This window comes from Paenibacillus sp. N22P23 (genome assembly GCF_059383735.1).
Map to the genome: position 1 here is coordinate 251,399 of NZ_JBXENT010000003.1, position 25,532 is coordinate 276,930.

Genomic DNA, 25,532 nt, shown 5'->3' on the forward strand with positions numbered 1-25,532 from the left:
CTACTATTTTTCCCTATGATGCTCGTCTTCGGGGAAACCTGCACAGCAAAAAGAGGCATCTCAAAGTTCGCCTTACACACTTTTGAGAATGCCCCTTTTTACTAATAACTGCTAAATGTTATACACGCCTTCCGATATAGAGTAAATGTGAGGACATCCCCAGTACAGACGATTCCCTCGCCATTCGAATAAGCAGCTGGATAAGCTTCTGATACGTTTCCTCACCTTGCTCCGACCAATAGCGCCACTGATCCGCTCCGAGAGCAGTGCCAATGTTCGTGGATCCGATCAAATCCAGCGTCTGAAAACCGTGCGATTCCATAAATGGCTTTATAACTTCAAGCTCATAAAAGTAAGCTCCCGTATAACGCCCTTCATCTGCATGATCGAATATACCGTTCTCTTGGAACGTTTCAATGGCATCCATGCTATTAAGCGGCTTCCAATGCTCCGGATCCCGCAGCGCAGTAATCACTTGATTCACTCGGCTGCGAAAAGCTACGAATACGACGCCTCCCGGCTTCATCACTCGGTAAAGCTCACGAATGGCCTTGGCGCGATCCTCTGCATCCTGCAAATGGTAGAGCGGACCCATGAGGAGCGCAGCATCATAGCTGCAATCAGCGATCGGAGTAAGATTGCAAGCATTGCAGACATGGAAACCGCCTGTGAAACGCTCGGTAAGCCCCAGCTCAATAGCCTTTGCTTCGGCAAGCTTCACAAGTCCCGGCGTAAGATCCGTCAGCGTCAGCTCATAGCCTTCAGCTGCAAGCGCCATCGCATATTTGCCGGGCCCGGCCCCGTTGTCCAGCACTTGACCCGCAGTCGGCAGATACTGTTTCAGGTAATGCATATTGACCGTGAACTCCAGCGGTTCCCGGTCCAGCCGGCTCCACTCCCGCTCGCCAAAGCCGGTATAATACGCCAACACGCGGTCCTTGTTGCCTTGATCTGCTAGTTGCCCCATCGCGATCCCACCTTCCCGTGCGAACCTTTCAGATCGCTTTCAAATAAACGCGCAGCCTTGAGCAAATCTTCTCTACCTCTGCTTCTCCGCCACGCGGAGCGTCAGGCCAGTTCATGAGGTTCATCGGATTCCGGTAGTCACCTGGCGTACCTGCATATCTCGGGATGAGGTGCATATGGAAATGCGGCACGCCATCTCCTTGGACGAAGCTATAAATATGTTCCGCTCGCAGAACATCCTTGAGCGCTCGACTCACCTCGTTCACAATAACCCCTACTGCCGCAGCTTCCTGTACGGACAGGTCCCCGAGCCCCGGTGTATGGCGTTTCAACTCCACCATGACATAGCCTAAGTAAGCGGTTTGCTCTTCCCCCCGCAACCCCATATGACCCACGTGCACATGCCCATCCTCATAAATGGTGCTCCCTATAGTCTGTATGTCACCGCGATGCTTCCGGCAAATAAAGCAGTCTTGTACGTTCTTAGACACCTGTTCCGCCCCCTCACGAACGAACCTTAAACCTTGAACCTAAGACCCCAAAGCGCGAATTAAGCGGAATCAGCCGCTCTTCTTCTGAATGAGATCTTCCACTGCATCCTCCTGCACACTCATCAGGAGTTGATTGCATGCACTCACATAAGCCTCAGCCGCCGCCAAAATAATATCGTTATGCACAGCCGTCCCCGAATAGCGCCGATTGTTATGCACAATGCTGACAATCGCTTCCCCGCGTGCATCCTCGCCTGTTGATAACGAATGCAGCTCCAGATCCTCGAACTCTGCTGTTACCGGAATCGCCTGCTGCAGGCAGTGTATGACCGCTTCCAGCGGACCGGTGCCTGCCCCAGTCAGCGTCCGCTCTTCACCGGTATCCCGCTCACGAATCGTCACCGAAGCAATGCGAGAACGCTGCGTTCCCGCAAGCACTTGCAAATCAACAAGCGTATACGGGTCGTGCTGCGTATCTGTTGACTCGCTGGCAATGCGGACAAGCACGTCGTCGGGTACGATTTTCATCTCGTCTGCTTTCTCGATGAAACGGTTATACACATCCAGCAGCTGATCGTCATTCAGTTCAATGCCGAATTCAGACAAACGATGCTTAATGGCATGACGTCCGGAATGCTTGCCGAGTACGATCATGCTGCGCGGAATGCCCATCGCTTCTGGATCCATGATCTCGTACGTGTTCCGGTTCTTCAGCAAGCCATCCTGGTGAATACCCGATTCATGTTGAAAAGCGTTCCGCCCCACGATTGGCTTATTATAAGCAATCGGGAAATTCATCGCCCGGCTTACCATGCGCGAAGACTCGTAAATCTCGCTCATGACGATTCCTGTCTGTGCGCCGATCGCCGATTTGCGTGTCTCGATCGCCATGACAAGCTCCTCCAGCGAACAGTTTCCGGCACGCTCGCCGATTCCGTTCACAGTCACTTCCACCTGCGTCGCACCTGCGTTAATCGCCGCTAAGCTGTTCGCGACCGCAAGGCCCAAGTCATTGTGACAATGTGCGCTGTATTGCACTTTATCCCCGCCTCTTGCGCCTGCTCTCACGCTGCGGAACAGTTCGCCGTACTCCTCCGGAAGCGCGTAACCAAGCGTATCCGGCAAATTAATGACCGTGGCGCCTTCGGCAATGACGGCTTCCACCATTTCGATGACGAAGTCGCGTCCCGAACGGCTCGCATCCATCGGCGAGAATTCAATTTCATCCACAAACTGCTTGCCGTATGCCACCATCTCGCGAGCGATAGCCAGCACCTGTTCGCGGGATTTTTTCAATTGGAAATCCAAGTGGATGTCCGAAGAGGAGATAAACAGATGCAGACGGCGGCGCGCAGCGTCCATCGTGGAGCGGACAGCGGCATCGATATCGCCTTTGATCGCACGGGCAAAGCCAACAATTTCGACACCTTGCAGTTCGCGAGAAATTTGCTGCACGGCAGCGAACTCACCTGGGCTTGAGATCGGGAAGCCCGGCTCGATAATGTCGACGCCAAGCTTCGCCAGCTGGCGGGCAAGTACGATCTTCTGCTCAGGGCGCAGCGTTGCGCCCGGTGACTGCTCACCGTCACGAAGCGTCGTGTCGAAGATGCGGATGATTTTGTTACCGGATTGAGCCCCAGTCGTTTGATTGTTAATGGTCATAAGAATTAGCCTCCTAAAGGTTTGTTTGGGATGGAGACAACAGAAAAAGCCCGCCGTCTCCTAATGAATCAAGAGACGACAGGCTTTGTGAGCATGCCGCGGTACCACTCTAGTTGCCCGGCCCTTATCGGGGCCGAACCCGCTTATGCAGCATAGATCGCCAACGGTTTGTAAGCCGGACAGCTGCTGCACCTGATGACGGAGGTTACCCGTAACTGAGGTAGGGGTACGCGAGCCATACTATCGCGCCATTCCCTCGTTCCGCTCCCAGGCGAGTTTCGGATATCCTTCGGCTGCGTCGCACCACCCCGCAGCTCTCTGCTTTTCCCGGATTGTTCCTACTGCTCCTGTTCTTCGCGTTTGATCTATGGGTCGTTCACGTACGATTGTTCCACTGACTGACTTTCGCTTCAATTTCGCTATTCCGGAAAACAAAAAAAGCCTGACGTCTCTTATTCAAGAGACGACAGACTGTTAGGTCCGGCGCGGTACCACCCTTGTTGACGTTCCTTCCTGAAAGGAAGTGTTAAACGTCCGCTTAAGCATGTCAACGACTCTAGAAATCGAAGCCATGCACCCGATCACGGAGGTAAACCGTAAGAACGTACTTGAGCATCCCGTTAGCCTTGGCCTTCGGCCGACTGCGAAGCTCATTTCCGTAATTCCGCTCCCAGGCGAGGTTCAAGCGGCCTTCGACTGCGTTGCACCAACCCGCAGCTCTCTAATCCCGGCTATACGCTTTACTGCTCCTGTTCGTCGCGTTTGTCAGATGTTTTGAAGTGTTGTTGCCTATTATATGCCTGTCGGAATCGTCTGTCAATTCGATTTTCAAAAATTTGAAAGTTGGATCTCTTGCAGCGACCATTCCGTAAATTCACGTTTTTTCGCGCTAACGAACCGTGAGGGCGTTATTTATGCGAAAAAAACCGAATCGGATAATGAATCGCAGGGCTTTTTTGTGAAGAGGAAATGGGGTGAAAATCTAACGAACCGTAGAGGTCTTATTAGACCGAATTTGGGAGCTTCGAGAATCTAACGAACCGCAGAGGCGTTATTTGGGGATAATCGGCTCCCCACTATGCCAAAACCATCAAATAGAACCCCTACGGTTCGTTAGAATTATTTCGGGGCTATTATTGGGCAAATAAGCGCCGTACGGTTCGTTAGAGTGACAAAGTTGCTGGGGATTCAATGAGATATCAACTTTCAACTGTGATTAGCTTCGGCTGGGCCGCTTTTATTAATCAATAATGAATGGATCACCGATATATTTAAGGAATTTAATTACATTTGTATCGGATGGTGAAGCCTTCAATGAGAAAGTTAGTAACGCTGCTGATCGCTTTGGTTCTAATGACGACAGTAATATGCACGTCCGCATTCGCCGCGAATTCGGTCAAGGCGAGCGTATCGGACAATCAAATCTACCTGAATGGCGAGGAAGTGTCCACGACCGCCTTCACTATTGCCGGCAACAACTACTTCAAGCTTCGCGACATCGCGGAGATGTTCTCCGGAACGACTAGTCAATTCAATGTCATCTGGAACAGCGGGGGCAATGCAATTGAGCTATTAACGGGCAAACAATATGTGAAGCAGAGGACAGATCAAGATCATTACTATTCGTCCTACGGTAGTTATTCTGCGCAACCCGCCACTTCCAAAATCATGATAGACGGCCGCGTGATCAAGATGACCGCCTATGTGATCGACGGCAGTACGTATTTTAAGCTGAGAGACTTGGGGGCGCAGATTCCATTCGAAATAGGGTTCGGCGGAAGCTCCAACGTGATCAACCTCTCCTCCAAGCTTCCAAGAAACGCTTACCGAGCAGAGACAGCCTACGAGGCTAATTCGGATTCCGTCTCCGCCGATTATCCGAGATGGCAGAGTCCGGTCGGCTCCCATCTGGTTCGCAACGCAGACGGTACGATTAGCGTAATTAAAGCCAATAACGGACTGACGATCGAGACCTACGATGCTAATTACAAGCTGCTCACTAAGAAAAAGATAAACGCCGAGCTTCCGCTCTATGGTGCTTTCTACAGCGGTCAGAAGTACAACTACATTGCTTTTGGACAAGAGAACCACGAAGAAAGCGATACGAAAGAAGTGATTCGAATCGTTCGGTACGACAAGAATTTCAACCGTGTGGACAGCGTCTCGGTGCAAGGTGGAGCGAGCTACACGACAGTTCCCTTCGACGCCGGTTCAGGAAGGATGGCTGAGAGCGGGAACACACTTGTATTCCATACCGCAAGGGAACGTTATACGACAGAAGACGGCAAAAACCACCAATCTCAATTGACTATCCTAGTGGATACCTCGACCATGAAGGTGACCAATGATCTTGGACGATTCCAGGCTAATCACGTTAGTCACTCCTTCGATCAATATGCGTTGTTCGATGGGACAATGCAAGTGCTGCTTGATCACGGCGATGCCTATCCTCGTTCGATCGCCCTGAGCAAAGGAACAGGAGACGCCTATGACACGGTTGATTTGTTCCGTATTCCGGGCGCAATCGGAGCGAATATGACCGGTGTGTCCGTCGGAGGCTTCGAGATGTCGTCGTCGGAGTACCTCGTTGCGATGAATACGATCAATCATTCGCTCGTCAGCGAATATACTTCGTTCGACATGGTAGGTCTGAACAACGACCAACGGGATATCCTTCTTGTCACCATACCGAGAAACAACCTGAACGAAAGCGCGGTTCACCAGACAACGATCGCCAAGTACATCGGAAGCAAACAATACGCATCAATCCCTAAGCTTGTGAAGATGAAAGTTAACAAGTTCATGGTCCTCTGGCAAGAGTTCGATGCCGAACATAACCGCGGGGACTTGAACTACGTACTGGTCGACCAGAATGGTCAGCCGACAGGCAGCGTGCAAGCCATCCCGAATTTTGTTCTATCCCAGTGCCAGCCCATAATTGCGGACAATAAGGTGCTTTGGTATGCGGATGAGAACGGTATTCGTACGTTCTATTCGATTCCGTTCTCGGCTTAGGGAGAGATATGAAAACAAGCGACCCGGCTTAAGCTGGGTCGCTTGTTTCTTGTGAAGCACTATTCATATTAACTCCGTACCGACCATTCTTCCAGCGACAAGCCCGGCTCAGCCTTCATGTCGAGCGGCGTAAACTCGCCGCGCTTCCATTTCAAGTGCGCCGCCGCGCCGATCATCGCCGCATTGTCCGTGCAAAGTTTAAGCGGCGGGATGAGCAGCGGAATACCAGCCTCTTGGCAGCGAGCAGTCAACGCCGCACGCAAGCCGCCATTAGCTGCAACGCCGCCGCAGAGCAGCAGCTGCTTGGCGCCAACTTCGCGAACGGCGCGAAGTGACTTCGTCACAAGCACATCGATGACAGAGGCTTGGAACCCGCGGGCAAGAGCAGCCTCGCGCGGCGTTTCCCCCTTCATTTTGGCCGAATTGATGGCCGCAAGGACGGCAGATTTCAACCCGCTGAAGCTGAAATCATACGAATCCGGCTCCAGCCATGCCCGCGGCAGCTGGAATTCTTCCTCCGACTGCTGTGCAAGCCTGTCGATGTACGGCCCGCCGGGATAAGGGAAATTCAGCGTGCGCGCGACTTTGTCATAGGCTTCGCCGACCGCATCATCACGGGTTCTGCCGATGATCCGGAACACGCCTTCACTCTCAAGAACGACTAGCTCGGTATGTCCGCCAGACGCTACAAGCGCAAGACATGGATACTCGATCTCATGCACCAACTGGTTGGCATAGATATGTCCAGCGATATGATGGGTGCCAATGAGTGGAAGGTCGAGCGCCATCGCTAAGCTCTTCGCGGCTACGATGCCTACCAGAAGCGCGCCTACCAGTCCCGGTCCCTGCGTAACCGCAATGGCAGACAAGTCGCTGAACTTCGCTCCGGCTTCCTTCATCGCCTGCTCCATGATGAGCGTGATCGATTCCACATGCTTACGTGATGCAATCTCCGGCACAACGCCGCCGAAACGCTGATGCGTCTCGATTTGGCTCGAAATAATATTGGTTACAATCTCTTTGCCGCCGCGAATAAGCGCAACAGCTGTTTCATCGCAGCTCGTTTCTACGGCGAGAATAAGTTCATTTTCATTTGTAGTCGTCATACATGCTCTCCACTTCACCCGAGGCATGCAGTTCGGCCCACATAATGAGCGCATCCTCTTTATTGTCTGAATAATAGCCGGGCCGAACGCCGGACGGTTCAAAGCCAAGCTTCTTGTACAGCCGCTGCGCCACATCGTTCGATACACGCACTTCAAGCGTCATCCGCTTCGCCCCGAACATGACCGCCGCACGCTGCAGCTCCACCATCAGCTTCTCGCCGAGTCCCCGCCCGCGGTACTGCTCGCGCACAGCCACATTGGTCACATGCGCCTCATCCATGATGGTCCACATGCCGCCATAGCCGATGACTTCGCCCTCGTAATCCATCACCATGTAGCGGGCAAAATGATTATTAGTCAGCTCGTTAATAAACGCTTCCTCTGTCCACGGCGAAGTAAAGCTCTCCTGTTCAATAGCAACAATCGTCTTCACATCGCTCATCGTCATCAGTCGAAAAACAAGCCGGTTCACATCAATGACCGTCACGTTTACCCGCTCCTTCCACCGCGCTTTGCTGCTGCGAAGCCGTCCGTTCCTGCAATTTCACTTCTGCTTCCGTTAACTGCGTGTAATTTGGAATAAACGTATGCACATCATCGGATTCCCCTGCTGCCAGACGCGAAAGTCCAAGTGCAGCAACGGATCGTCCTTCTAAGATATAAGTAAATGCCGCGACTTCCACTTCGGGGCAAATGTTACGCAACCGATCGGCTTCCGCCTCGTGAAGCTGCAATTCACCGACGATCCATAACGCCGCTGGTCTCGAAGCAGCGTCCATCTCTTTCACATCTGCGGCGAGCAGGTCTACCCAATCGTGCATCAAGCGGACTCCGTCTTTGGCCAGCCGTTTCCAGGCTGCCGGAAATGCAGAAGACGACGCAGTGGCAGCTAATGCCTCGAATGCGCCGGTATACACTTGTCCCCGCCTCGCATCCATGATTGGCACGATCCAAACCGGACGTTCCCCTGCGGATGCGGTGGCCTTGTCAGTTCCCGTTTGCCATGCTCCATAGGCCAACGCTTCCAGGCTGGACACGCCAACCAGCGGCTTCTGCCATACCCACGCTAATGTTTTGCCTACCGATACCGCGATTCTCATGCCAGTGTACGAGCCTGGTCCGCGACCGATTGCAATGCCTGCAAGCTCCTCCGGCGCAACTCCGCATTCCTTTAGCAGTTCCTTGACGACCGACACCGTATGGACGGAATGATTGCGTTCCGCAAGCGACTGAATGTCGCGCAGCACCTCATCTCCGCGCACGAGCGCGGCAGCGAGCGAAGCGGTCGATGTATCCAGCGCAAGCACAAGCTGTCCTTCCCGGCTGCCCGGCGTAGTAATTTCACTCATCTGTTCCGTGCTCCTATCTATGATCAATTGCCTGTAATTGTTGACACCAAGCCGCATACGGCGCACCAATGCCCGTAATCGTAATGCGTCTCGCTTCCCCGCCTAAATGCGCGATGTACATCTGAAGCCGATCAGGCGGAAGCAGCGCCTCGATCAGGCTTGCCCACTCGACAATCGTCACACCTTCACCGAAGAAGTAATCGTCCAAACCAAGCTCGTCCGCTTCTTGCTCGGAGAGGCGGTACACATCCATATGATAAAGCGGCAATTGCGCCCCTTGATATTCTTTAATAATGGTAAACGTAGGACTGTTCACAATACCCGGTACTCCAATTCCAGCTGCAAAAGCTTTCGAGAATCGCGTTTTGCCTGCTCCGAGGTCCCCATCGAGCGCCAGCACCGTTCCCGGAACTGCCAGCTCCGCAAGCTTCTCAGCCAAACGGACCGTGTCCGCTTCGGTTTCTGCCGTCCATATCATTTCGTAGCTTTCGTTCATGTTTCGGCCGCTCCTAATTTCCAAAATGATTATACCCGCGCTTGGCAACCGTTTCCCGCAGCACCTCATAGCGCCCCGTGCCGCTGCTGACATCTAAGTCGCGGATCAGCTCCACGCCTGCGCTGCCGGCCTCCACTTCACCGATGATGAACATCGGTAAGCCAGCCTCGGCCAGCTCGGCTTTCGCTGCCCCCGCATCTGCGGCAGCTATCGTGCCGAGCAGCACGTAATCTTCGCCGCCATAGAGAATCCACTCCAGTGGATTCACGCCGCAGCTGTGTGCGTAAGCGGTCATGCTGCCGCTGCGCGGCAAGTCCGAATCACGGAGCACGATGGTCACGCCTGAAGCCTCGGCGATTTCCCAGGCTTCGCTGGCCAGTCCGTCGCTGACATCGTTCAGCGACGTCACGGTTCCGCGCGCGGCTAGCAGCAGCGCCGCGCGCACCGAAGGCGCCGGCCGGCGGTGCGCTTGCACCAGCGCCGCCGTTCCGGGCGCTGCCGCGACCGGCGGCAAAGGCAATGGCGGCGAGCCCGCACCGCCGCCTTGCGGCTGTGCCGCAGCCCCCGCGCGCTTCGCCGCGGCGGCGAGCAGCGCATGCAGACCGGCCGCGGCCATCCCCGCCGCTCCGGTCACGAACACGGCGTCGCCGGGCTGCGCACCTGCCCGGCGAATCGCCTTGCCGGCCGGGGCGGTGCCCACGACCGTCACGGACACAACCAAGTGCAGCGGCGAACTCGTCGTATCGCCGCCAACCACCGCTACGCCGTAATGCTCGGCGCACGCGTAAAGCCCATCATAGAGCCGGCGCATACGTGCCGGCCCCCATGCCGGCGGCACGCTCACAGACACGAGCGCGTGCCGAGGCACACCGCCCATTGCCGCGATATCACTGACGTTCGCGGCCAGCGCCTTCCAGCCGATGTCGGCCTCGCCCATCGTCGCATCGTTGAAATGGACGGTCTCCACCATCGTGTCGACCGCCAGCAGCCACTCCAGCTTGCCGGCATCCTCATCCGGCGGGGCGGCGATGATGGCCGCATCGTCGCCGATGCCGAGCACCACGCCTTGCTTCGCGAGCACGGACTGATTTTGGCGGCCATCTGTCCAATTTCGAATGCGCTCAAACTCGTCCAGTTTTTCCGCCTCCAGTTGCCGGCCGAAGCCTTATTTTCAAAGTTTGTTGTCCCTATTATATCGGTCAGCAGTAAGACCCGCAACAAAAGCAGGCAAGGCCATGCTTGGCAGCACAGCCTTGCCTGTATGAATGTCTGCGAGCAGACCTGCTTGATTGCCTGGTTAATGGATGGCTCGCTTCTTAAAGCGGCCGCCCTTCACGTCATGGATGTTACCGACCGCAAGGAACGCTGTCGGATCGAGTTCCATGACAATCGACTTCATCTTCGCTTCTTCCAACCGCGTAATGACGCAGAAGATTACACGCTTCGTCCCACCGGAGAAAGCTCCTTCTCCATGAAGGTACGTAACACCGCGACCAAGCCTGCTCATAATGGCATCGCCGATTTCTTTGGATTCTTTACTAATAATCCAGACCGACTTCGATTGATCGATCCCCTCAAGGGTCACGTCAATGACCTTAAAGGCAATGTAGTAGGCAATGAGAGAAAACATTGCGCTATCCCACGAGAACACAAAACCTGCGCTCGCAAGGATGAATAGATTGAAAAACATGACAATTTCGCCTACGGAAAACGGTGTTTTCTTCGTAAACAAAATCGCAATAATCTCCGTACCATCGAGCGATCCTCCTGATCGGATAACTAAACCGACCCCGATGCCGAGAATGACGCCGCCGAATACCGGTGCCAGAAACGGGCTGTACGTCAAAGCCTGGACCGGATGAAGCAAGGTCGTGCCGATCGACATGACCACAACGCCGTAGAGCGTTGATATCGCAAATGTTTTACCGATCTGCTTGTAACCTATGACTAGAAACGGCAAGTTGAACAGGAATAGAAATAGACCGAGCGGCAAGTCTGTCAGATGAGCCACAATGATGGATATACCGACTATTCCGCCATCAATAATGTTGTTTGGTACGAGAAAAATCTCAAGAGCTACGGAAACGAGCGCCGCACCGACGGTAAGTAATACAATCCGCAGCAGCAACTCCAGCTTGGTTAGCTTATAGTGCTGTTTCGCCATACCTTCCCCCCTCTGTAATAAACTCTAAAAATCAAGCTTATTTATTCATTATACCCCAATTTGGCTCAATTTCCAAGAATAAGCACACCTTATCGCCACTTTTTGTTCAATTATGTCTCGAAATCGTCAATTATCGATAGATTGTCCATCATAATTTCATTCTGACCTCTAAAAAGACCCCCGGCATCCAACGATCGGTGTCCGAGGGTCCTGCTCCAGTACCGTTTCCTATTCGTCGCCTTCTTCTTTCAATCGGTCGACCGAAACGGTTTGCGTATTGAGCGGGTCTGAACCCACTTGCACCGTTGCCATGCCATTGGCCTCATCTACATTTTCGATCCAAACCGGCTTATCGCCCAGATGAACGGCAAATGTATCTTTCGAGCTGTAAATCTGCATTGCGCGTTTCGTATCCACTGTTTATTCCCTCGCTTCAGTTTCCATTGTATCCGTGGTGGACTCTGCAATTAACCCGTTATTCAAGGTCACTTGCCCGCCGCCTAATCCTTCATTCACCATCCGGTCGATGTCCATAAAATAATCATCGCGGCCTTCATTTTGCTTATCGTTGCTGTTCCCAGTCGGGGTATTGCCCGCTTCGGTCATTCCATATGCCTCCTTTAGATGATGATGTTGGCTCGTGCTACACGAAAATATGCCCGAACGAGCTTAGTTTCATGCATTCGGGGAACAATGAGAATAGAGGACTACGTTCCATATCTAATAAGAGGAGGAAATGATATGCATACCGTGTGGAAAGGGGCCATCAGCTTCGGTCTCGTGCATGTGCCTGTCAAAATGTTTTCAGCCACGGAGGATAAAGATATCTCTCTGAAAATGATTCACCGTGATTGCGGCAGCAACATCTCTTATATCCGCAAATGCCCGACCTGTGATGTTGACGTCGATTGGGACTCCATTGTCAAAGGTTATGAATATGAGAAAGGCCGTTATGTGTTGTTTGAGAAGGACGAGCTTGAGTCGCTGTCCAGCGATGCGACAAAGACGATTACGATTCTGGATTTTGTCGCGCTTGAAGAGATCGACCCGATTTATTTTCAGAAGACCTACTACCTCTCCCCGGATCAAGCCGGCAGCAATGCCTATAACCTACTTATGGAGGCAATGCGGCAGTCGGGACGGATTGGTATTGCCAAAGTTTCGATTCGTTCCAAAAGCTCGCTCGCAGCCATTCGCATCATCGATGATTGCTTAGCGATGGAGACGATTTTCTATCCGGACGAAATCCGTTCTGTCGATCAGGTGCCGGGACTGCCGGAGGCCGTCAATGTCAACGAGAAGGAGCTCATGATGGCGCGCATGCTGATCGAGCAGCTCTCTACCCCATTCGAGCCTGCAAAATATACCGACGACTATCGGGAGCGCCTGATGGATCTCATTCAGCACAAAATTGCCGGCGAGGACGTTCGCGTTGCGCCGGAGCAGCAGCGCACGAATGTGCTTGACCTGATGGCCGCGCTGCAAGCCAGTTTGGAGGCGGTCAAGCTGCCGCCGAATGCGCCTGGCGGCTTGGACACGAATGCGGCTGGAGCGGGCGCTGGTGTTGGGGCGAATGCTGCAGGAGGCGCGGCTGCTTCAAACGCCGGCTCTGGCGAGGGAGCCAGCGAAGTCGTGGCCAAAGTGAAAGCGCCGCGTGCGCGCAAAACCAAGAAGGACACGGTGTCTTAGGCGATGGAACAGCCATGGTCCGAGGCGTCGCTTCCTGAACTAAGCGGGCATCAGGAATATCAGCAGTATGATCAACCGCTGCCCTTGCCTGTTGAGCCCATGGCTCCGCTCTCCGACGAGGAGCTCCCTGTCGGCAGCGAATGGGGCTATCAGCTGAAATGGGATGGCGTACGCATCCTCGCCCGGCTGAACGGGCACGGGCAGGTCGAAATATTTTCGCGGAAGCTTTATCTGAAGAATAGTACGTATCCGGAAATCACGTCGCTGCTTGAGTCTAAAGCAGCGGCTCTGGGCCGATGCCTGCTGGATGGAGAAATCGTCTGGTGGGATGGCGTGCGGCCGAATTTCCAGCATGTGCTGAAGAGGGAACGTTCTCGCGGACTCATGCGGCAGCCGCAGCCGGAGCCAAGTGGCGGGGCGGGCAATGTCGCCGGTGCAGGTGCGAGGGGCGGGCTCGTCTTGGTGTTGTTCGATATCCTCGCGGATGCCTCCGGCGATTTGCGCCATCTCCCCTATGAGGAGCGGCACCGCCGACTTACCGAGTTATGTCCATCAGACGATCCGCGCATGTTCGTGACGGATTTGTTCCAGGATGGTACTGCGTTGTGGGAATGGGTGCAGACGAATAAATGGGAAGGCGTTGTCAGCAAACGGTTGGACAGTCCTTATCGGGAAGGCAAGAAACATCGCGATTGGCTGAAGAAGAAGATTGTCCTTGTTCTCGATGTCGATATCGTCGGGCTCAAATGGCGCAACGGCATCGTTGCTAGTCTCGTGATGGAGCATGAGGGCTACTATCTAGGCAGTGTGTCGCTTGGATTGAATGATGCACTGCGCAGAGTGCTTGCTGCAACCTTTAAGCCGCAACATTCCCATTTGGCGGTAGTTGCTTGTCCGTTCCCTGCGGTGCCGGAGGATCTGCGGCGTGAAGAGATCCAGTGGCTTTCGCTGCCTTTCAAATGCCGAGTTTCGGGACTTGAGCTCACTTCTGCCGGGCAGCTTCGCCATCCGAAGCTGGTTACGTTTCTTCCGAAGGAGCCGCTGTCATGAGCCGCTCCGTGAAAGGAACCGTTGTTGTTGACGGGCAGGAGCTGACAGTCAGCAATCCTGAGAAGCTGTTATGGCCGGAGATGGGCATTACGAAGGCGATTTTTCTGCAGCGGCTTGCCGCACTTTCGCCATGGCTATTGAAGCATTGCCAGGATCGACTGCTCACGACCATTCGGTTCCCGGATGGGGTAAATGGGAAATCCTTTTATCAGAAAAACTGCCCCTCTCCTGCTCCGGCTTTTGTAGAAACCGTGACCCGTGAGAGCATTAACTATGTGAAGCTGACCTCACTGCCGGTTCTGCTCTGGCTCGGCAATTTGGCCTGTTTGGAATATCACGCTTCCTTCGACCGTGTGAGCAACCCGGAGTATCCGACGGAATGGGTGCTTGATCTGGACCCAACGCTCGAAGAAGAGCCGCGTATTATGGAAGCCGCACTGCTTGTCGGCGATCTGCTGCGATCGCTCGGTATCTCCTCTGTGCCCAAGACGTCGGGAGCGACAGGCGTGCAGGTCATCATTCCGATCGTGCAAAATCTCACCTTCGATGAACTGCGCCGGATCGGAGAATTTGTCGGCGCTTTTCTCTCGGATAAGCATCCTCGCTTATTCACCATTGAACGGCTGAAAAAGAACCGCGGCGACCTGATCTACATCGACTATCTGCAGCACTATCAAGGCAAAACCATCATCGCCCCCTACTCTCCGCGTGCCCGCCGAGCCGCCAGCGTATCGACGCCGCTCCACTGGGACGAAGTGCGCCGTAACGTTGCGATCACCGACTACAACCTGCTCAACATCGAAGATCGGCTGCGCAAGGAAGGCGACCTGCTGGATACGATCGCCCCGCAGTCGCTGCGCTCGATTCTGGACTTCATCGGCGGCGGCAAACGCTGAGCAGATGCTACAAGCAACTTTGGAGCACATTTGCCATACTCTCGACACTCAACTTCCGACACCTGCATGATCATGGCTTCTCGAAGCTGAGAGTCGGGTTTTGCGACTCTCAGCTTCTTTTTCTCGCGGTTTCGCCTGTGAGAGTTGGATTTCGCGACTCTCACCGCACGCCTTGAGCGAAACCGCAGGCTTATCGAAGCTGAGAGTCGGGTTTTGCGACTCTCAGCTTCATTTTTCCGCGGTTTCACCTGTGAGAGTCCAATTTTGCGACTCTCACTTCCGCTATGGATGCTGGAGATCATGCGAGGCGGTTAGTTTAGACATCGCTAGTGATATATCCGTTATCGATTGTAGTAGAGTCCAAATTCAGAGCACTTTTGCAGCATTCTTGCAATAATCGACAGTGGAGATCATCCGTGGAGGTTACTCTGGACATCGAGAGCGGTACATCCTCTATCGGATGAACTTGACTGCGACTTCAGAGCCAATGATGCTGCATTTTACCGCTGAGAGCGGCAAAAAAAAGCCGGACCAGCAACGCCGGTCCGGCTCCCACACTACTATCCCAAAATCGTTTCAATTCGTGCCAGCACGTCTTCCGACAACTTGATGCCGGATGCAGCTACGTTCTCGATGACCTGCTCCGGACGGCTTGCGCCTACTAAGGCGCTGGCTACGTTCGGTTGACGCAGAATCCATGCGAGCGCCAGTTGGCCTGTCGTAATCTCGAGCTCACCCGCGATTTCGGACAAGGCGCGAACTTTAGCAAGCTTCTCGTCCGTGATGCCTTTGCGCATCCAATCGAGCTTCGAGGCACGGCTGCCCTCAGGCAGATTTTCAGCGGACGTGTATTTGCCTGTCAGAAGCCCTTGTGCAAGTGGCGAGAACACCACTTGTCCGATGCCGTTCTTCTCCCCGTAAGGAATCACTTCTTTCTCAATGTAACGCTCGAACATGTTGTAGACCGGCTGGCTCACCACGATACGGTCGAGCAAGTAACGGTCAGCTGTTCCGAGCGCATCTGCCATCTGGGAAGCCGTCCATTCGCTGACACCTGCGTACAGGACTTTGCCGGAGCGAATCAGATCGTCGATCGCGCGCAGCGTCTCTTGCAGCGGCGTCTCTTGGTCATAACGGTGGCAGTAGAAGATATCTACGTAATCCGTGTCTAGCCGCTTCAAGCTGGCATTCGCCTGCTCGATCACATGCTTGCGGGACAAGCCGCGGTCATTCGGGCCGTCACCCATAGGCCAGAACGCTTTCGTTGCGAGCACATAAGACTCACGCGGGAATTGCTTGATCGTTTCGCCAAGCAATACTTCCGCAGCACCGCGCTCGTATACGTTCGCCGTATCGAAGAAATTGACCCCAAGCTCATAGGCCTTCTCGATCGCTTTCACCGCATTCTCCCGCTCAACATAACCGCCATATGTAAGCCAGCTGCCCAAGCTGACTTCACTCACCTTTAGTCCGCTGCCGCCTAGTCTTCTAAACTCCATTTCTCCAACCTCCTAAAGATAATTGCAGTTCCCTGCATACGCTGTCAAACTAACGTAACCCCTATTCTACTCATATCATTATAAATTTTAAAGTAGTGAAATAATTGTCATTATATTATACTTAATATATATACTATACTTTATGTAACTACTTTTTATTGGAGGATTATACGATGTCTGCTAACAATTATATCCCTAAAGTACCGGCCATCATCGAATGCAATATTGAGCGAACACTAGATGTCATCGGCGGAAAATGGGCTTTTCTCGTTCTTCGGGAGCTATTTTGCGAGAAACGCCGCTTCGGCGAGCTGCAGCGCTTGATCCCATCAGTCAGTCCGCGAGCGCTGACGAGTACGCTTCGTCATCTGGAGGGACAAGGGGTGCTTGAGCGCCATGTTTTCCCTACCGTTCCGGTAACCGTCGAATATTCGCTGACACCTAAGGGCATCGATCTGCATCAAATTTTGCACGAAATGAAGCTATGGGCTGCCAAGTGGACTTAATCTTAAACGAACGCACACAGCAAAAAGAGCAGGGAATTTCACATCATGACGTGAACCCTGCTCTTGCTATTTCTTTATCCTAGTTATGCTATAGTCCAATAATTTGTTTAATTTGCAGTTGTCGTTCCGCGGACAAGTCCACGAACTCTTCACCGACTTTCACGAGCGGCGCTTCCTCGTCATGCGGATTAATGAATACGATCTCGCCGATGCGGTCATCTGTGAGGACGACTTTCTGCCCGATCATTTTGGTCGTAATATTCTCTAGGAATACCGATACGATATGCGGGTCCAACTGCCCGAAATACCCTTCACGCAGCTGGCGAACCACTTCGTAGAATGGCAATGCTTTATGATAAGGTCGATCGGATGACATCGCATGGAAGATATCCGCCACCGCTACGATTTTGCTGAAAGTATCAATTTTATCCGAGGTCAGGCCAAGCGGATATCCTTTGCCATCTTCGCGTTCATGATGCTGAAGAGCGACTAAAGCAGCGCGGTAGCTGATACCTTCGGTTTTCTTCAATATTTCATAGCCGTATATGGTGTGTTTCTTCACGACTTCAAATTCTGCTTCTGTCAGCTTGCCCGGTTTGTTTATAATCTCCGGCGGGATTTTCACTTTACCTACATCATGCAGCGTTGCCGCAAGCGTAAGCGCTGTCAATTCGTCTTCTTTAAAATGCAGCCATTTGCCGATCATAGTCGCCAGCACGCCAACACCGATATTGTGCTGATACGTATAATCACCCTGTGCTTTGACCGCCTCAAACAGTTCAAAAATATTCGGATGGCTGGCCACGCTTTTCACAGCGGGAATAATATTGTTCTGCAGCTCGTCCATCGGAATCTTGCCCGTATCCCGAATGGAGTGATACATTTCCTTGGCCCGGTTCGAAACCTGACTCACAGCGGAATGGGGAGCACTCGGCTTTGCCGTCTTTGCCGGTTCCACGACATCAAAGATAACGGAAATATGGTCGATTTTGTGCTTCTCCAACAGGAGCAAGTGCTCTTCTTCCAGCACGATGTTAGCAGGCAGCACGGTTACGCCAAATGCATTCACGACTTCATTTCTTAAGGTTTTCCCCAAATAGTTTCGCATAGCGCCTCCAACAAAAGTCGTACTTGTTCCTTTTTTCCAAGGTAAATGTTTACTGTTCACTCTACTCTACCATGATTATACAGCCATTGTCCTATGGTATTGTTTTACAGAATGCAATAATGATTCAAAAGTACTACTTCAAACGCCAAAAAAAGCCTCTTTTTCACCCGAGAGGCCCACATTCTTATCTAGTCATTTGTTTATAGTTCTCCGGTCATCAATGCCGTTGTCCAGCGGTCTACCATATATGGAAGCGCCGGCGCACTTCTGCGCTTACCGGCTCGACTGCGAGGAACAGGAGATTCTTGCTGAGCTCCGCGCTTGCGAAGTGTTGATTTGGAACGGTGCAGCACCATTTTGACAGCGGGAACCGTACATTGCAGCTCATCGGCAATGTCTTGGTAGGAATAATCGAACACCTCTGCGAGCAGCAGCATCTCCATCTCGCGTGCGGACAGATGCTCCGTTACCCATTCCAGCGTCCCGCGAATGGAGGCGTAATTGTTATCGTAATGCGGCAGCTGAAGCGCCTCATCGATCGGAACGGTTATGCCGCGTCGTCTGCGATGTGCGTCAATATGCACGTTGCGGGCGATTTTGTACAGCAGCGACCTAGGGTGACGAAGAATGCCGGTATCCCGATAATGCTTGAATGCCCGAAGCAGCGCCTCCTGCAGCAGATCCTCCGATTCCCATTTGGATGCGGTCAAATAATAACAATAGGTCCGCACATGCCGGAGATGCGGCTTGATAGCTTCTTCGAACTCGGTCCACGGCTTCATTCTGTCTTGTCTCCCCCTTGCTTCTAGTCATGTTTTCATCAGCTTTGACCCTAAGTCTAACAGGCCATTGTGAACATGATGTGAAAAAGAGGAGGATTTAGCATGAATTTTTTAGAAAGCCAAACAGCTGGGCAGCACATTCCTCAGCCCACTCGGAAGTATGCGCCATCGCCTCTTCCAAGGTACATGGACCCGGGACGATGGAGAATGCGCTCACCTTCCCCAGTTTGTTTAACTCATTAAGCGACAAAACCCGCATCCCGCACAAAATAATAACCGGAACGTCAAGCGGCCCAGCAGCCTTGCACACACCTGCCGCCACTTTCCCTGATAGCGTCTGCTCATCCAGCTTGCCTTCGCCGGTAATGATATAATCGGCATTCCTGGCGGCAGCCTCGAACCCACTTGCTTCCATTACAACTTCAATACCGGGACGGATGACCGCATTCATGAAGCCGGCAATTCCTGCCCCCATACCGCCTGCTGCACCACCGCCAGGTATCGTCAGCACATCAATTCCTCGTACGGCGCGGATCTGCTCTGCGAATAGGCGCAGCCCCTCATCGAGGACCGCGATCATCTCCGGTGTCGCTCCCTTCTGCGGGCCGAAGACGGCCGACGCGCCTTGCGGACCGCACAGCGGATTGATTACGTCGCTCGCGATCGTAACCTGCGATTCAGCTAGTCGCGGATCCAGAGCGGAAGCGTCTAGTTTCGCAAGCTTGTTCAGTTCCCCGCCACCCTCAGCTAGGGGCTGTCCTTGAGCGTCTTGGAGCTTCAGTCCCAGCGCTCGCAGCATACCTGCGCCGCCGTCATTGGTCGCGCTTCCGCCAAGGCCGATAATGAATTTGCGGTAGCCCTGATCCAGCGCATGTTTGATCAACTCCCCCGTACCGCGGGTTGATGTCAGAAGCGGCTGTCTCTCTTCGACTGCTAACAGTGGGAGGCCGGAGGCTTGAGCCATCTCGATAATAACGGTCTCGCCGTCGCCTAGAACGCCGTAGGCGGCTGTCATGGCGCGACCAATCGGGTCGGTCGCCGCTGTCTCTATCCGTTGTCCGCCGGTAGCATGCACAAGGTTGTCCATGATGCCTTCTCCACCATCGGCCAGCGGCAGTTCCTGCAGTTCTGCCTCCGGCATGACGGACCGAATCCCCTTTGCAATTGCGCTGCACAGCTCCCTTGCTGATGCGGAGCCTTTGAATGAATCGGGTGCAATGACAACTTTCATACGTTTTATCTACTCCCGTCAAGTAATCTCTATGCTGTTATTATAGCCCGCTGCCAGCATATCCGATATAATTTGAACAACATCACTACAATTAATAACGGGGAATGATCACGATGGAAGAAATGAAGGATTGGAAAAATGGTGCGAGCGGGCATCGGTTTATTGCTTCTTTCAGCGGTGGGAAAGACAGTTCACTAGCTCTATATAAAGCCATGCAAGTTGGAGAAGCAATTGGCCTTATCGTTATGCTGGAGGAAGAAGGGAAACGCTCCCGATCCCACGGCATGCCGCCCGAGCTTATTCGCGCCCAAGCGGATTCGATCGGACTGCCTCTTTATACAGCGGCTGCAAGCTGGGCGGACTATGAACAAGCTTTTATCGGCCTTTTAGAACAAGCGAAGGACTGCGGAGCCGAAGTGCTCGTAACAGGCGACTTGGAATTGACGGATTATGGCTGCTGGCAGGACGAGGTTGCGAAGAAAGCAGGCTTGAAGCTTGGTATGCCGCTCTGGCAAATGGATCATCTCGAAACCGTAGAAACGTTCATTAATCTCGGTTTCGTATCGGTTGTGGTGACGGTTAACTTATCACTCGGCATGCGAGAGGACGATCTGGGACGAATGTTGAACCATGATTTTGTGAAGGAGCTGCTTAAACGAGGTATCGATCCTTGCGGAGAAGGCGGCGAGTTTCACACGACTGTGCTGGACGGGCCAATATTTAAGTCCTCGATTTCGGTTCGCAGATGTGAGATTGTGAAGCATGGCGATTACGCCTTTCTGCCGCTGGAGCTGGACCAGTAAGCGATGAGGGAGGACCTTGTCCCCGAGGCTACGACCGTACCCGAGAGGGGCGCCATTCGCTAGTATCGCCGACTAAACGCTGATGTGTTGCTCTGGGAGTTACCTTTTGCTGTATTCCGCTCTAAATAAGTGAGTTGGTTGAACGTACATTCCTGCCCGCTTTCCCGCCAATGAGCGGTATCAGGTACCTCTCTTGTCGCCACCCTCCCTCACACAGCCGCAAAACACCGTTCATCCAGCCTACTAAAACACACACAAAAGGCCGTCTCAAAAGTCGCCTTGCACACTTTTGAGACAGCCCTTGGTCATTCCGTTATGCTACTCTTCCGTTTCGTTCATGTCGTTATACAGCTCGTTGCTGCCCGGCATGAGCAGCCACTTATTGTCTACCTTTTGCAGGTTGTACAAGTTAATCGATTGAATTGGCATCATTTCGCCACCGATCGTCACTTCAAACGTATGCAGCGTCAGAAGAAGCGCCTTGTCGCCGCTGAGTTCAACGATGGCGTTCTTCTCCAGCTTCATCTTCAAGCTTGTTTCTTCGTCCTTGAACAATTCATCCATGGAAGCCACATCGTCCTCGAAGCCTTCCGCTCCGGGTACCAGTGTCGCCTTGTATGCATTCAGGTCCTTCGCATTGACAGCCGCAGCATTGGCAGTAATCAACGCCGTAATGGCTGTCTTGTCTGCTTCAGGTGCTGCAATTTCTTGCTTCCACAAGCCATCGATATCCAGCACTTGATTGGAGAGCTGCTCTGCATCGTAGATCTTCCAGTTACCATTCTCTTTGTGAAGCGTGTACAGCATTTCATTCTCAACATTCGCAAAGAAGCCTGCTCCGTCTACTTTTACCGTCTGTTCTACTGTGTATACAACCGCTTCAACCGATGAATAGGAGTCGATTGTTTTCTCGGTGAACGTCGTTTTGGTGTGTGCTTTCGCAAACAATTCTTGCACCGAATCACGAATTAAATCACGAACCGGAGAAGCCGAATGGAAAACCGCCATGTAAGCTGCAGCATCCTGTGCATCCTCTGCCGCAGTCAGCTTGTCCAGCACGCCGAATACTTCTGCCTGCTGCTGAGCTGTAGGTCCTTTATCCACGATCGTAACGATTTTCTTCACGCCGTCCCAGTTGACCGTTTTATCCGAAAGCGTCGCAATGAAACGAACGCCAACCATCGTACGGCCGTTTAGAAGCTTCATCTCGCCGTTAACCGGAACCTTCTGACCGTCAACCAATGCGGTTGTACCGCTTGGTTTCATCTCAATGCTGCGAACGGCTGATTTCGCTTTAATCAGCTTCGTCGAAGCATTGTAATCAATGGAATAGCCCAGCTGCGTAAACAGCGTACGGAATTCCACATACGTTTTACCATTCTGAAGGACAGGAGGCGTTGGGAAGATGACCCACTCGCCATTTAGTTTAACTTTGATGTCCGTACCTCCGCTTGCCGCGGAAGCCGTTCCCGCCAAAGATGCGAATACGACGATAATGGCAAGTACTACACTTAACAAACGTTTCATGTGAAACCTCACTTTCATTCTCTCTTATTGGATGACATACCTAATTATAGTATACGAGAGTTTATCGACTGACAACGCTCCAAATGTTAACTGTGGCGCATAAATGACTACTTGCTCGTGCGCACCCAGCTCCGGAACAATCGAATGCATAATGCGACCCAGCATGCGCTGATCCAAAAACCTGCCAGAATATCAGACGGATAATGAACGCCTACGTAAATGCGGCTTAAGCCAATGCTGATTATCATCGCTGCACTAAAGATTAATAGGGCAATGCGCCACCTTCTCTGGTGTATGTGACGCCACAGCAAGTAAGTAACAAGGAAATATAACGTGAACGCTGCCATCGCGTTGCCGCTCGGATAACTGAATCCTTGCTGCTCTACAAGGCGGTGAATATCCGGACGGGCGCGCTTATAAATAGACTTCAGCAGCTCGTTCAGCAAGGTTGAACCCAGCATGCCGCCAAGGAGCAGGACTAGCTCCTTCCGATGTTTCAGTAAGATGAATAAGAGCACTGCAATAACTAGAACCAGCGGTATCAAAATAGAAGTTGAACCGCTTTTGAATACAACCTTTGCGATGGAAGTCAGCGTATCGTTCTCCTGCCCCTGGACCGCGCTAATAATCGCTTCATCGAACTGCTTCAGCTTGTCCCGGGAAACAAGCATCGACAGACCCTGAAACCCAGCGATTGCGAGAATAAACAAAATCAACCACATAACGAAATTAACCTCCACATTCCCAAAATGAAACTGACCGACTCTGTCAGTCAAGACAGGGTAGACTGAATAGAAACTCGCAATAAATTCGACCTATTAAAGGAGAAGATACGATAATGAGACCACTTGATGGAAAAATAGCCGTCGTCGCGGGAGCGACACGAGGCGCAGGACGCGGCATCGCTATCGCACTCGGTCATGCAGGTGCAACCGTCTATGCCACAGGCCGCAGCGTCCGAGGAAGCTTGTCAGACATGGGCCGCAGCGAAACCATTGATGAAACGGCCGAGCTTGTCACCGCAGCCGGCGGCAAAGGTATTCCCGTACGCTGCGACTATACGGTCGAGGACGATGTACGTGCTCTATATGCTCGTGTAGCCGAGGAGCAGCATGGCCGCCTGGACATTCAAGTGAATGACATATGGGGCGGAGATCCGCTTACCGTATGGCATGAGCCATTCTGGGAGCATTCGCTGCAGAACGGCCTGCTGATTCAGCAGCGCGGTGTCCACACCCATATGATGGCCAGCTACTACGCTGCGCCGCTGATGATTGCTCATGGCTCAGGCGGGCTGATTATCGAAATTACCGACGGCTACGATTATCGGTACCGCGGCAATCTCTACTATAGTTTAGCGAAGATTTCCGTCATCCATCTTGCGCAAGCGATGGCAGCTGACCTTCGCCCGCATAACATTGCAGCGATTGCCTTAACCCCCGGCTTCCTTCGTTCCGAAGCGATGCTGGATCACTTCGGCGTGCAGGAAAGCAATTGGCGGGACGCTGCTGCGAAGGACCCCCATTTTCTCCAATCGGAAACGCCCGCTCTAGTCGGTCAAGCTGCTGCTGCACTTGCATCCGATCCGAATGTGCTTCAGCGAAGCGGCCAGGCTTTGACCTCGTGGGACCTGTCCGAGGAATACGGATTCGCAGATGCCGATGGCAGTCGGCCGCATTGGGGCCGTTATGCCGCAGAGCACGGCTTCTAATCGAAACAGCTACAATTCGATCCAGAGCGCGGTTTTATCATCGGATTTCTTCACGCGAGGGAATCGTGTACAATCCGGGTCGGTCTCTTCGAGCTCTGTCAGCCACTCGATGTAACGGGGCAGGCCCATTTCACGGACAAGCGATGCAATCTCTACGCTGCTGTCCTTGTCCGGCTCTCCCGGAGGCTTCGGTATGTAGAGCCCATCGGTAAAGAGCAGCAGCGATTTCACATTCGTCCGGCTGATTCGGCCGAATTCCGCGTAGTCACTGAACGTTGGATCGCCGTTAATGACACCATAACCTTCAATCGTATTGGCGACTTCCCGCCCTTGTATAATAACCGGCTTGCTGTACGCCCAGAGTTCTTCACGAGTCGTTAGTCCGGCTGCGACGCCTTGTGCCCACACCGCTTTGGTCCGATCATCCACATGCGCCAATTGATCATTCGTAACGATACGTATGGAACCGTCCGTATAATAAACAGCCAGCATACAATCGCCTAATTGGGCAAAATCAATCCATTTGGGCTGAACACGCACTAGTGCAGCACATGCATTCCATACGGCTTCCTTCTGCTCCGGCGATATACCCGCTTCCACCATTGCTGCTCGCAACGCTGTATTCGCATTGGAGAGCAAGTCTATCAGCTTGTTCGCCTCTGCAGCTTCATTACAAGTCCGTGCCACCAGCTGCGCAGCCAAATAGCCGCCGCTTTCCCCGCCAGGCCCGCTATAGGGGACGAGCGAAGTCGCCCCGTCAATAACGCCGAACAGCTGCAGCGCATCATTGCGTATAATGGCATCCTCATTCCAAGGACTTACCCCTTTTACCGATACTGAAGTGAGTTCCATGATCGTTTGATCTCTCCTTTGAGATGGATTCGTTCGTAATAGCTGGCAGTAGATTTTAGCATATGCTAGACTCCAGATAAAGACAATCCATTTCCATAACTAGGGGGCTAGTTCGTTGGGCGGCGAAGATCCAACCGTATCTTCCGGACTGACGGTCGGGCTGATTCTCGGCTTGTGCGTCGCTGCTAAGATCAGCATGAACTACTTGTTTGAAGGCCGTACTATGAAGCTTTATCTCATCACCACTGGCTATCACCTTGCAGCTTTCTTGCTGTCTGGACTCATTATTGGCCTGATGTAAAGGGAAGACCCGAACCGGCTCACTCAGCCGACTCGGGTCTTTTTGATTGTTAGGTCCACCTCGTACCGCTTGGATGCGGACATCCCTTCGCCGCCAGCTTCGCTCGAACCTTCACGAAGCAGCCGCAGTGCGCGCAGGTTGTGCCATATTGAAGCGAGGAGCACCCGCCACACTTCGAGAGTCTGTCCTCGTACGCCATATCCGAGACACAGTCGCCGGGATGCAGTGCCAGCTTGCTTAGAATCCGCTGCAGCTGCGCTTCTTCCACATGTACCGATGCGCTGCATCCTTTGCAGCTTTCCTGTCTTTGCGTTTCAGCCTGCATGCG

General features: G+C 52.9%; 27 protein-coding genes and 1 other annotated feature. Of the genes, 8 read left to right on the forward strand and 19 right to left on the reverse strand.

Features of this window, described 5'->3' with window-relative positions:
- Nucleotides 1-118: 118 nt before the first annotated feature.
- The 3 genes from AC506A_RS16485 to AC506A_RS16495 form a co-directional block, all read right to left on the reverse strand.
- Nucleotides 119-967, reverse strand: a complete 849-nt coding sequence (locus tag AC506A_RS16485) for a class I SAM-dependent methyltransferase (RefSeq protein ID WP_495462101.1) — start codon at nt 965-967, stop codon at nt 119-121.
- Nucleotides 968-995: 28 nt separating this feature from the next.
- A complete protein-coding gene (locus AC506A_RS16490) occupies nt 996-1,457 on the reverse strand; it encodes an HIT family protein (RefSeq protein ID WP_495462102.1) in 462 nt (153 codons plus the stop codon).
- 69 nt (nt 1,458-1,526) lie between these two features.
- Complete coding sequence (locus AC506A_RS16495) at nt 1,527-3,119, reverse strand: 2-isopropylmalate synthase (RefSeq protein ID WP_495462103.1); 1,593 nt, start codon at nt 3,117-3,119, stop codon at nt 1,527-1,529.
- Between the two features lie 456 nt (nt 3,120-3,575).
- Nucleotides 3,576-3,885 (reverse strand) — a binding site (T-box leader).
- Between the two features lie 548 nt (nt 3,886-4,433).
- Here AC506A_RS16495 and AC506A_RS16500 point away from each other — a divergent pair.
- Nucleotides 4,434-6,134, forward strand: coding sequence for a hypothetical protein (locus AC506A_RS16500; protein WP_495462104.1), 1,701 nt, complete (start codon nt 4,434-4,436; stop codon nt 6,132-6,134).
- A gap of 68 nt (nt 6,135-6,202) precedes the next feature.
- Here the strand turns inward: AC506A_RS16500 and tsaD are convergent, their stop codons facing one another.
- The 8 genes from tsaD to AC506A_RS16540 form a co-directional block, all read right to left on the reverse strand.
- Nucleotides 6,203-7,240: a tRNA (adenosine(37)-N6)-threonylcarbamoyltransferase complex transferase subunit TsaD gene (gene tsaD, locus AC506A_RS16505; RefSeq protein ID WP_495462105.1), complete on the reverse strand. Its 1,038-nt coding sequence runs from the start codon at nt 7,238-7,240 to the stop codon at nt 6,203-6,205.
- A complete protein-coding gene (gene rimI, locus AC506A_RS16510; RefSeq protein ID WP_495462106.1) occupies nt 7,224-7,727 on the reverse strand; it encodes a ribosomal protein S18-alanine N-acetyltransferase in 504 nt (167 codons plus the stop codon). Before rimI ends, tsaD begins: the two co-directional genes overlap by 17 nt.
- Nucleotides 7,714-8,589: a tRNA (adenosine(37)-N6)-threonylcarbamoyltransferase complex dimerization subunit type 1 TsaB gene (gene tsaB, locus AC506A_RS16515; RefSeq protein ID WP_495462107.1), complete on the reverse strand. Its 876-nt coding sequence runs from the start codon at nt 8,587-8,589 to the stop codon at nt 7,714-7,716. Before tsaB ends, rimI begins: the two co-directional genes overlap by 14 nt.
- Nucleotides 8,590-8,602: 13 nt before the next feature.
- Nucleotides 8,603-9,085 carry a tRNA (adenosine(37)-N6)-threonylcarbamoyltransferase complex ATPase subunit type 1 TsaE gene (tsaE, locus tag AC506A_RS16520; RefSeq protein ID WP_495462108.1) on the reverse strand — a complete coding sequence of 161 codons (483 nt, stop codon included), beginning with the start codon at nt 9,083-9,085 and terminating at the stop codon, nt 8,603-8,605.
- A 13-nt stretch (nt 9,086-9,098) separates the two neighbouring features.
- Nucleotides 9,099-10,235, reverse strand: coding sequence for a thiamine-phosphate kinase (gene thiL, locus AC506A_RS16525; protein WP_495462428.1), 1,137 nt, complete (start codon nt 10,233-10,235; stop codon nt 9,099-9,101).
- A gap of 147 nt (nt 10,236-10,382) precedes the next feature.
- Nucleotides 10,383-11,249, reverse strand: a complete 867-nt coding sequence (locus AC506A_RS16530; RefSeq protein WP_495462109.1) for a YitT family protein — start codon at nt 11,247-11,249, stop codon at nt 10,383-10,385.
- A gap of 228 nt (nt 11,250-11,477) precedes the next feature.
- Nucleotides 11,478-11,666 (reverse strand): H-type small acid-soluble spore protein, encoded by a 189-nt coding sequence (locus AC506A_RS16535; RefSeq protein ID WP_090984223.1) that lies wholly within the window; start codon nt 11,664-11,666, stop codon nt 11,478-11,480.
- A gap of 3 nt (nt 11,667-11,669) precedes the next feature.
- A complete protein-coding gene (locus AC506A_RS16540; RefSeq protein WP_495462110.1) occupies nt 11,670-11,855 on the reverse strand; it encodes a hypothetical protein in 186 nt (61 codons plus the stop codon).
- Nucleotides 11,856-11,990: 135 nt separating this feature from the next.
- Here AC506A_RS16540 and ku point away from each other — a divergent pair, with 135 nt between their 5' ends.
- Genes ku through ligD form a run of 3 tightly spaced genes read left to right on the forward strand, consistent with a single transcriptional unit; the run spans nt 11,991 to nt 14,884 of the window.
- On the forward strand, nt 11,991-12,938 hold the full coding sequence (gene ku, locus AC506A_RS16545; protein ID WP_495462111.1) for a non-homologous end joining protein Ku: 948 nt from the start codon (nt 11,991-11,993) through the stop codon (nt 12,936-12,938).
- Nucleotides 12,939-12,941: 3 nt separating this feature from the next.
- A complete protein-coding gene (locus tag AC506A_RS16550) occupies nt 12,942-13,988 on the forward strand; it encodes an ATP-dependent DNA ligase (protein WP_495462112.1) in 1,047 nt (348 codons plus the stop codon).
- Nucleotides 13,985-14,884, forward strand: a complete 900-nt coding sequence (gene ligD / locus AC506A_RS16555; RefSeq protein WP_495462113.1) for a non-homologous end-joining DNA ligase — start codon at nt 13,985-13,987, stop codon at nt 14,882-14,884. The genes AC506A_RS16550 and ligD overlap by 4 nt, the downstream gene beginning before the upstream one ends.
- A gap of 560 nt (nt 14,885-15,444) precedes the next feature.
- Here ligD and AC506A_RS16560 read toward each other — a convergent pair.
- Nucleotides 15,445-16,383 (reverse strand): aldo/keto reductase family protein, encoded by a 939-nt coding sequence (locus AC506A_RS16560; RefSeq protein ID WP_495462114.1) that lies wholly within the window; start codon nt 16,381-16,383, stop codon nt 15,445-15,447.
- Nucleotides 16,384-16,556: 173 nt separating this feature from the next.
- Here AC506A_RS16560 and AC506A_RS16565 point away from each other — a divergent pair, with 173 nt between their 5' ends.
- Nucleotides 16,557-16,889 (forward strand): winged helix-turn-helix transcriptional regulator, encoded by a 333-nt coding sequence (locus tag AC506A_RS16565; protein WP_495462115.1) that lies wholly within the window; start codon nt 16,557-16,559, stop codon nt 16,887-16,889.
- 88 nt (nt 16,890-16,977) lie between these two features.
- Here the strand turns inward: AC506A_RS16565 and AC506A_RS16570 are convergent, their stop codons facing one another.
- From AC506A_RS16570 to AC506A_RS16580, 3 genes are all read right to left on the reverse strand, one after another.
- Nucleotides 16,978-17,997, reverse strand: a complete 1,020-nt coding sequence (locus AC506A_RS16570; protein WP_495462116.1) for an HD-GYP domain-containing protein — start codon at nt 17,995-17,997, stop codon at nt 16,978-16,980.
- 200 nt (nt 17,998-18,197) lie between these two features.
- Nucleotides 18,198-18,779, reverse strand: a complete 582-nt coding sequence (locus tag AC506A_RS16575; RefSeq protein WP_495462117.1) for an RNA polymerase sigma factor — start codon at nt 18,777-18,779, stop codon at nt 18,198-18,200.
- A gap of 97 nt (nt 18,780-18,876) precedes the next feature.
- Entirely contained in the window at nt 18,877-20,010 is a 1,134-nt protein-coding gene (locus AC506A_RS16580) for a glycerate kinase (RefSeq protein ID WP_495462118.1), read from the reverse strand.
- A gap of 113 nt (nt 20,011-20,123) precedes the next feature.
- On the opposite strand from AC506A_RS16580, the gene AC506A_RS16585 reads away from it, so the two are divergent.
- Nucleotides 20,124-20,813, forward strand: a complete 690-nt coding sequence (locus AC506A_RS16585) for a Dph6-related ATP pyrophosphatase (RefSeq protein ID WP_495462119.1) — start codon at nt 20,124-20,126, stop codon at nt 20,811-20,813.
- A 318-nt stretch (nt 20,814-21,131) separates the two neighbouring features.
- Here AC506A_RS16585 and AC506A_RS16590 read toward each other — a convergent pair whose 3' ends face one another.
- Both AC506A_RS16590 and AC506A_RS16595 read right to left on the reverse strand, forming a co-directional pair.
- Nucleotides 21,132-22,340: a stalk domain-containing protein gene (locus AC506A_RS16590; RefSeq protein WP_495462120.1), complete on the reverse strand. Its 1,209-nt coding sequence runs from the start codon at nt 22,338-22,340 to the stop codon at nt 21,132-21,134.
- 107 nt (nt 22,341-22,447) lie between these two features.
- Nucleotides 22,448-23,062, reverse strand: a complete 615-nt coding sequence (locus tag AC506A_RS16595) for a phosphatase PAP2 family protein (RefSeq protein ID WP_495462121.1) — start codon at nt 23,060-23,062, stop codon at nt 22,448-22,450.
- A 116-nt stretch (nt 23,063-23,178) separates the two neighbouring features.
- Between AC506A_RS16595 and AC506A_RS16600 the strand changes: the two genes are divergently transcribed.
- Nucleotides 23,179-24,051: an SDR family oxidoreductase gene (locus AC506A_RS16600; protein ID WP_495462122.1), complete on the forward strand. Its 873-nt coding sequence runs from the start codon at nt 23,179-23,181 to the stop codon at nt 24,049-24,051.
- A 9-nt stretch (nt 24,052-24,060) separates the two neighbouring features.
- Here the strand turns inward: AC506A_RS16600 and AC506A_RS16605 are convergent, their stop codons facing one another.
- Nucleotides 24,061-24,903, reverse strand: coding sequence for a protein phosphatase 2C domain-containing protein (locus tag AC506A_RS16605; protein WP_495462123.1), 843 nt, complete (start codon nt 24,901-24,903; stop codon nt 24,061-24,063).
- Between the two features lie 115 nt (nt 24,904-25,018).
- On the opposite strand from AC506A_RS16605, the gene AC506A_RS16610 reads away from it, so the two are divergent.
- On the forward strand, nt 25,019-25,204 hold the full coding sequence (locus AC506A_RS16610) for a DUF1761 domain-containing protein (RefSeq protein ID WP_495462124.1): 186 nt from the start codon (nt 25,019-25,021) through the stop codon (nt 25,202-25,204).
- Nucleotides 25,205-25,253: 49 nt separating this feature from the next.
- Here AC506A_RS16610 and AC506A_RS16615 read toward each other — a convergent pair whose 3' ends face one another.
- Nucleotides 25,254-25,529, reverse strand: coding sequence for a hypothetical protein (locus tag AC506A_RS16615; RefSeq protein WP_495462125.1), 276 nt, complete (start codon nt 25,527-25,529; stop codon nt 25,254-25,256).
- Between the last annotated feature and the right edge of the window lie 3 nt (nt 25,530-25,532).

What these genes read in the sequence shown, in the direction of transcription:
- AC506A_RS16495 (WP_495462103.1), bottom strand. Translation starts at nt 3,119, where the DNA reads ATGACCATTAACAATCAAACGACTGGGGCTCAATCCGGTAACAAAATC.
- tsaD (WP_495462105.1), bottom strand. Translation starts at nt 7,240, where the DNA reads ATGACGACTACAAATGAAAATGAACTTATTCTCGCCGTAGAAACGAGC.
- AC506A_RS16550 (WP_495462112.1), top strand. Translation starts at nt 12,942, where the DNA reads ATGGAACAGCCATGGTCCGAGGCGTCGCTTCCTGAACTAAGCGGGCAT.
- AC506A_RS16585 (WP_495462119.1), top strand. Translation starts at nt 20,124, where the DNA reads ATGGAAGAAATGAAGGATTGGAAAAATGGTGCGAGCGGGCATCGGTTT.
- tsaE (WP_495462108.1), bottom strand. Translation starts at nt 9,085, where the DNA reads ATGAACGAAAGCTACGAAATGATATGGACGGCAGAAACCGAAGCGGAC.
- AC506A_RS16570 (WP_495462116.1), bottom strand. Translation starts at nt 17,997, where the DNA reads ATGCGAAACTATTTGGGGAAAACCTTAAGAAATGAAGTCGTGAATGCA.
- AC506A_RS16595 (WP_495462121.1), bottom strand. Translation starts at nt 23,062, where the DNA reads ATGTGGTTGATTTTGTTTATTCTCGCAATCGCTGGGTTTCAGGGTCTG.
- AC506A_RS16500 (WP_495462104.1), top strand. Translation starts at nt 4,434, where the DNA reads ATGAGAAAGTTAGTAACGCTGCTGATCGCTTTGGTTCTAATGACGACA.
- AC506A_RS16590 (WP_495462120.1), bottom strand. Translation starts at nt 22,340, where the DNA reads ATGAAACGTTTGTTAAGTGTAGTACTTGCCATTATCGTCGTATTCGCA.
- AC506A_RS16485 (WP_495462101.1), bottom strand. Translation starts at nt 967, where the DNA reads ATGGGGCAACTAGCAGATCAAGGCAACAAGGACCGCGTGTTGGCGTAT.
- AC506A_RS16600 (WP_495462122.1), top strand. Translation starts at nt 23,179, where the DNA reads ATGAGACCACTTGATGGAAAAATAGCCGTCGTCGCGGGAGCGACACGA.
- AC506A_RS16565 (WP_495462115.1), top strand. Translation starts at nt 16,557, where the DNA reads ATGTCTGCTAACAATTATATCCCTAAAGTACCGGCCATCATCGAATGC.
- AC506A_RS16560 (WP_495462114.1), bottom strand. Translation starts at nt 16,383, where the DNA reads ATGGAGTTTAGAAGACTAGGCGGCAGCGGACTAAAGGTGAGTGAAGTC.
- ku (WP_495462111.1), top strand. Translation starts at nt 11,991, where the DNA reads ATGCATACCGTGTGGAAAGGGGCCATCAGCTTCGGTCTCGTGCATGTG.
- AC506A_RS16615 (WP_495462125.1), bottom strand. Translation starts at nt 25,529, where the DNA reads ATGCAGGCTGAAACGCAAAGACAGGAAAGCTGCAAAGGATGCAGCGCA.
- AC506A_RS16540 (WP_495462110.1), bottom strand. Translation starts at nt 11,855, where the DNA reads ATGACCGAAGCGGGCAATACCCCGACTGGGAACAGCAACGATAAGCAA.
- ligD (WP_495462113.1), top strand. Translation starts at nt 13,985, where the DNA reads ATGAGCCGCTCCGTGAAAGGAACCGTTGTTGTTGACGGGCAGGAGCTG.
- tsaB (WP_495462107.1), bottom strand. Translation starts at nt 8,589, where the DNA reads ATGAGTGAAATTACTACGCCGGGCAGCCGGGAAGGACAGCTTGTGCTT.
- AC506A_RS16575 (WP_495462117.1), bottom strand. Translation starts at nt 18,779, where the DNA reads ATGAAGCCGTGGACCGAGTTCGAAGAAGCTATCAAGCCGCATCTCCGG.
- AC506A_RS16530 (WP_495462109.1), bottom strand. Translation starts at nt 11,249, where the DNA reads ATGGCGAAACAGCACTATAAGCTAACCAAGCTGGAGTTGCTGCTGCGG.
- AC506A_RS16580 (WP_495462118.1), bottom strand. Translation starts at nt 20,010, where the DNA reads ATGAAAGTTGTCATTGCACCCGATTCATTCAAAGGCTCCGCATCAGCA.
- AC506A_RS16605 (WP_495462123.1), bottom strand. Translation starts at nt 24,903, where the DNA reads ATGGAACTCACTTCAGTATCGGTAAAAGGGGTAAGTCCTTGGAATGAG.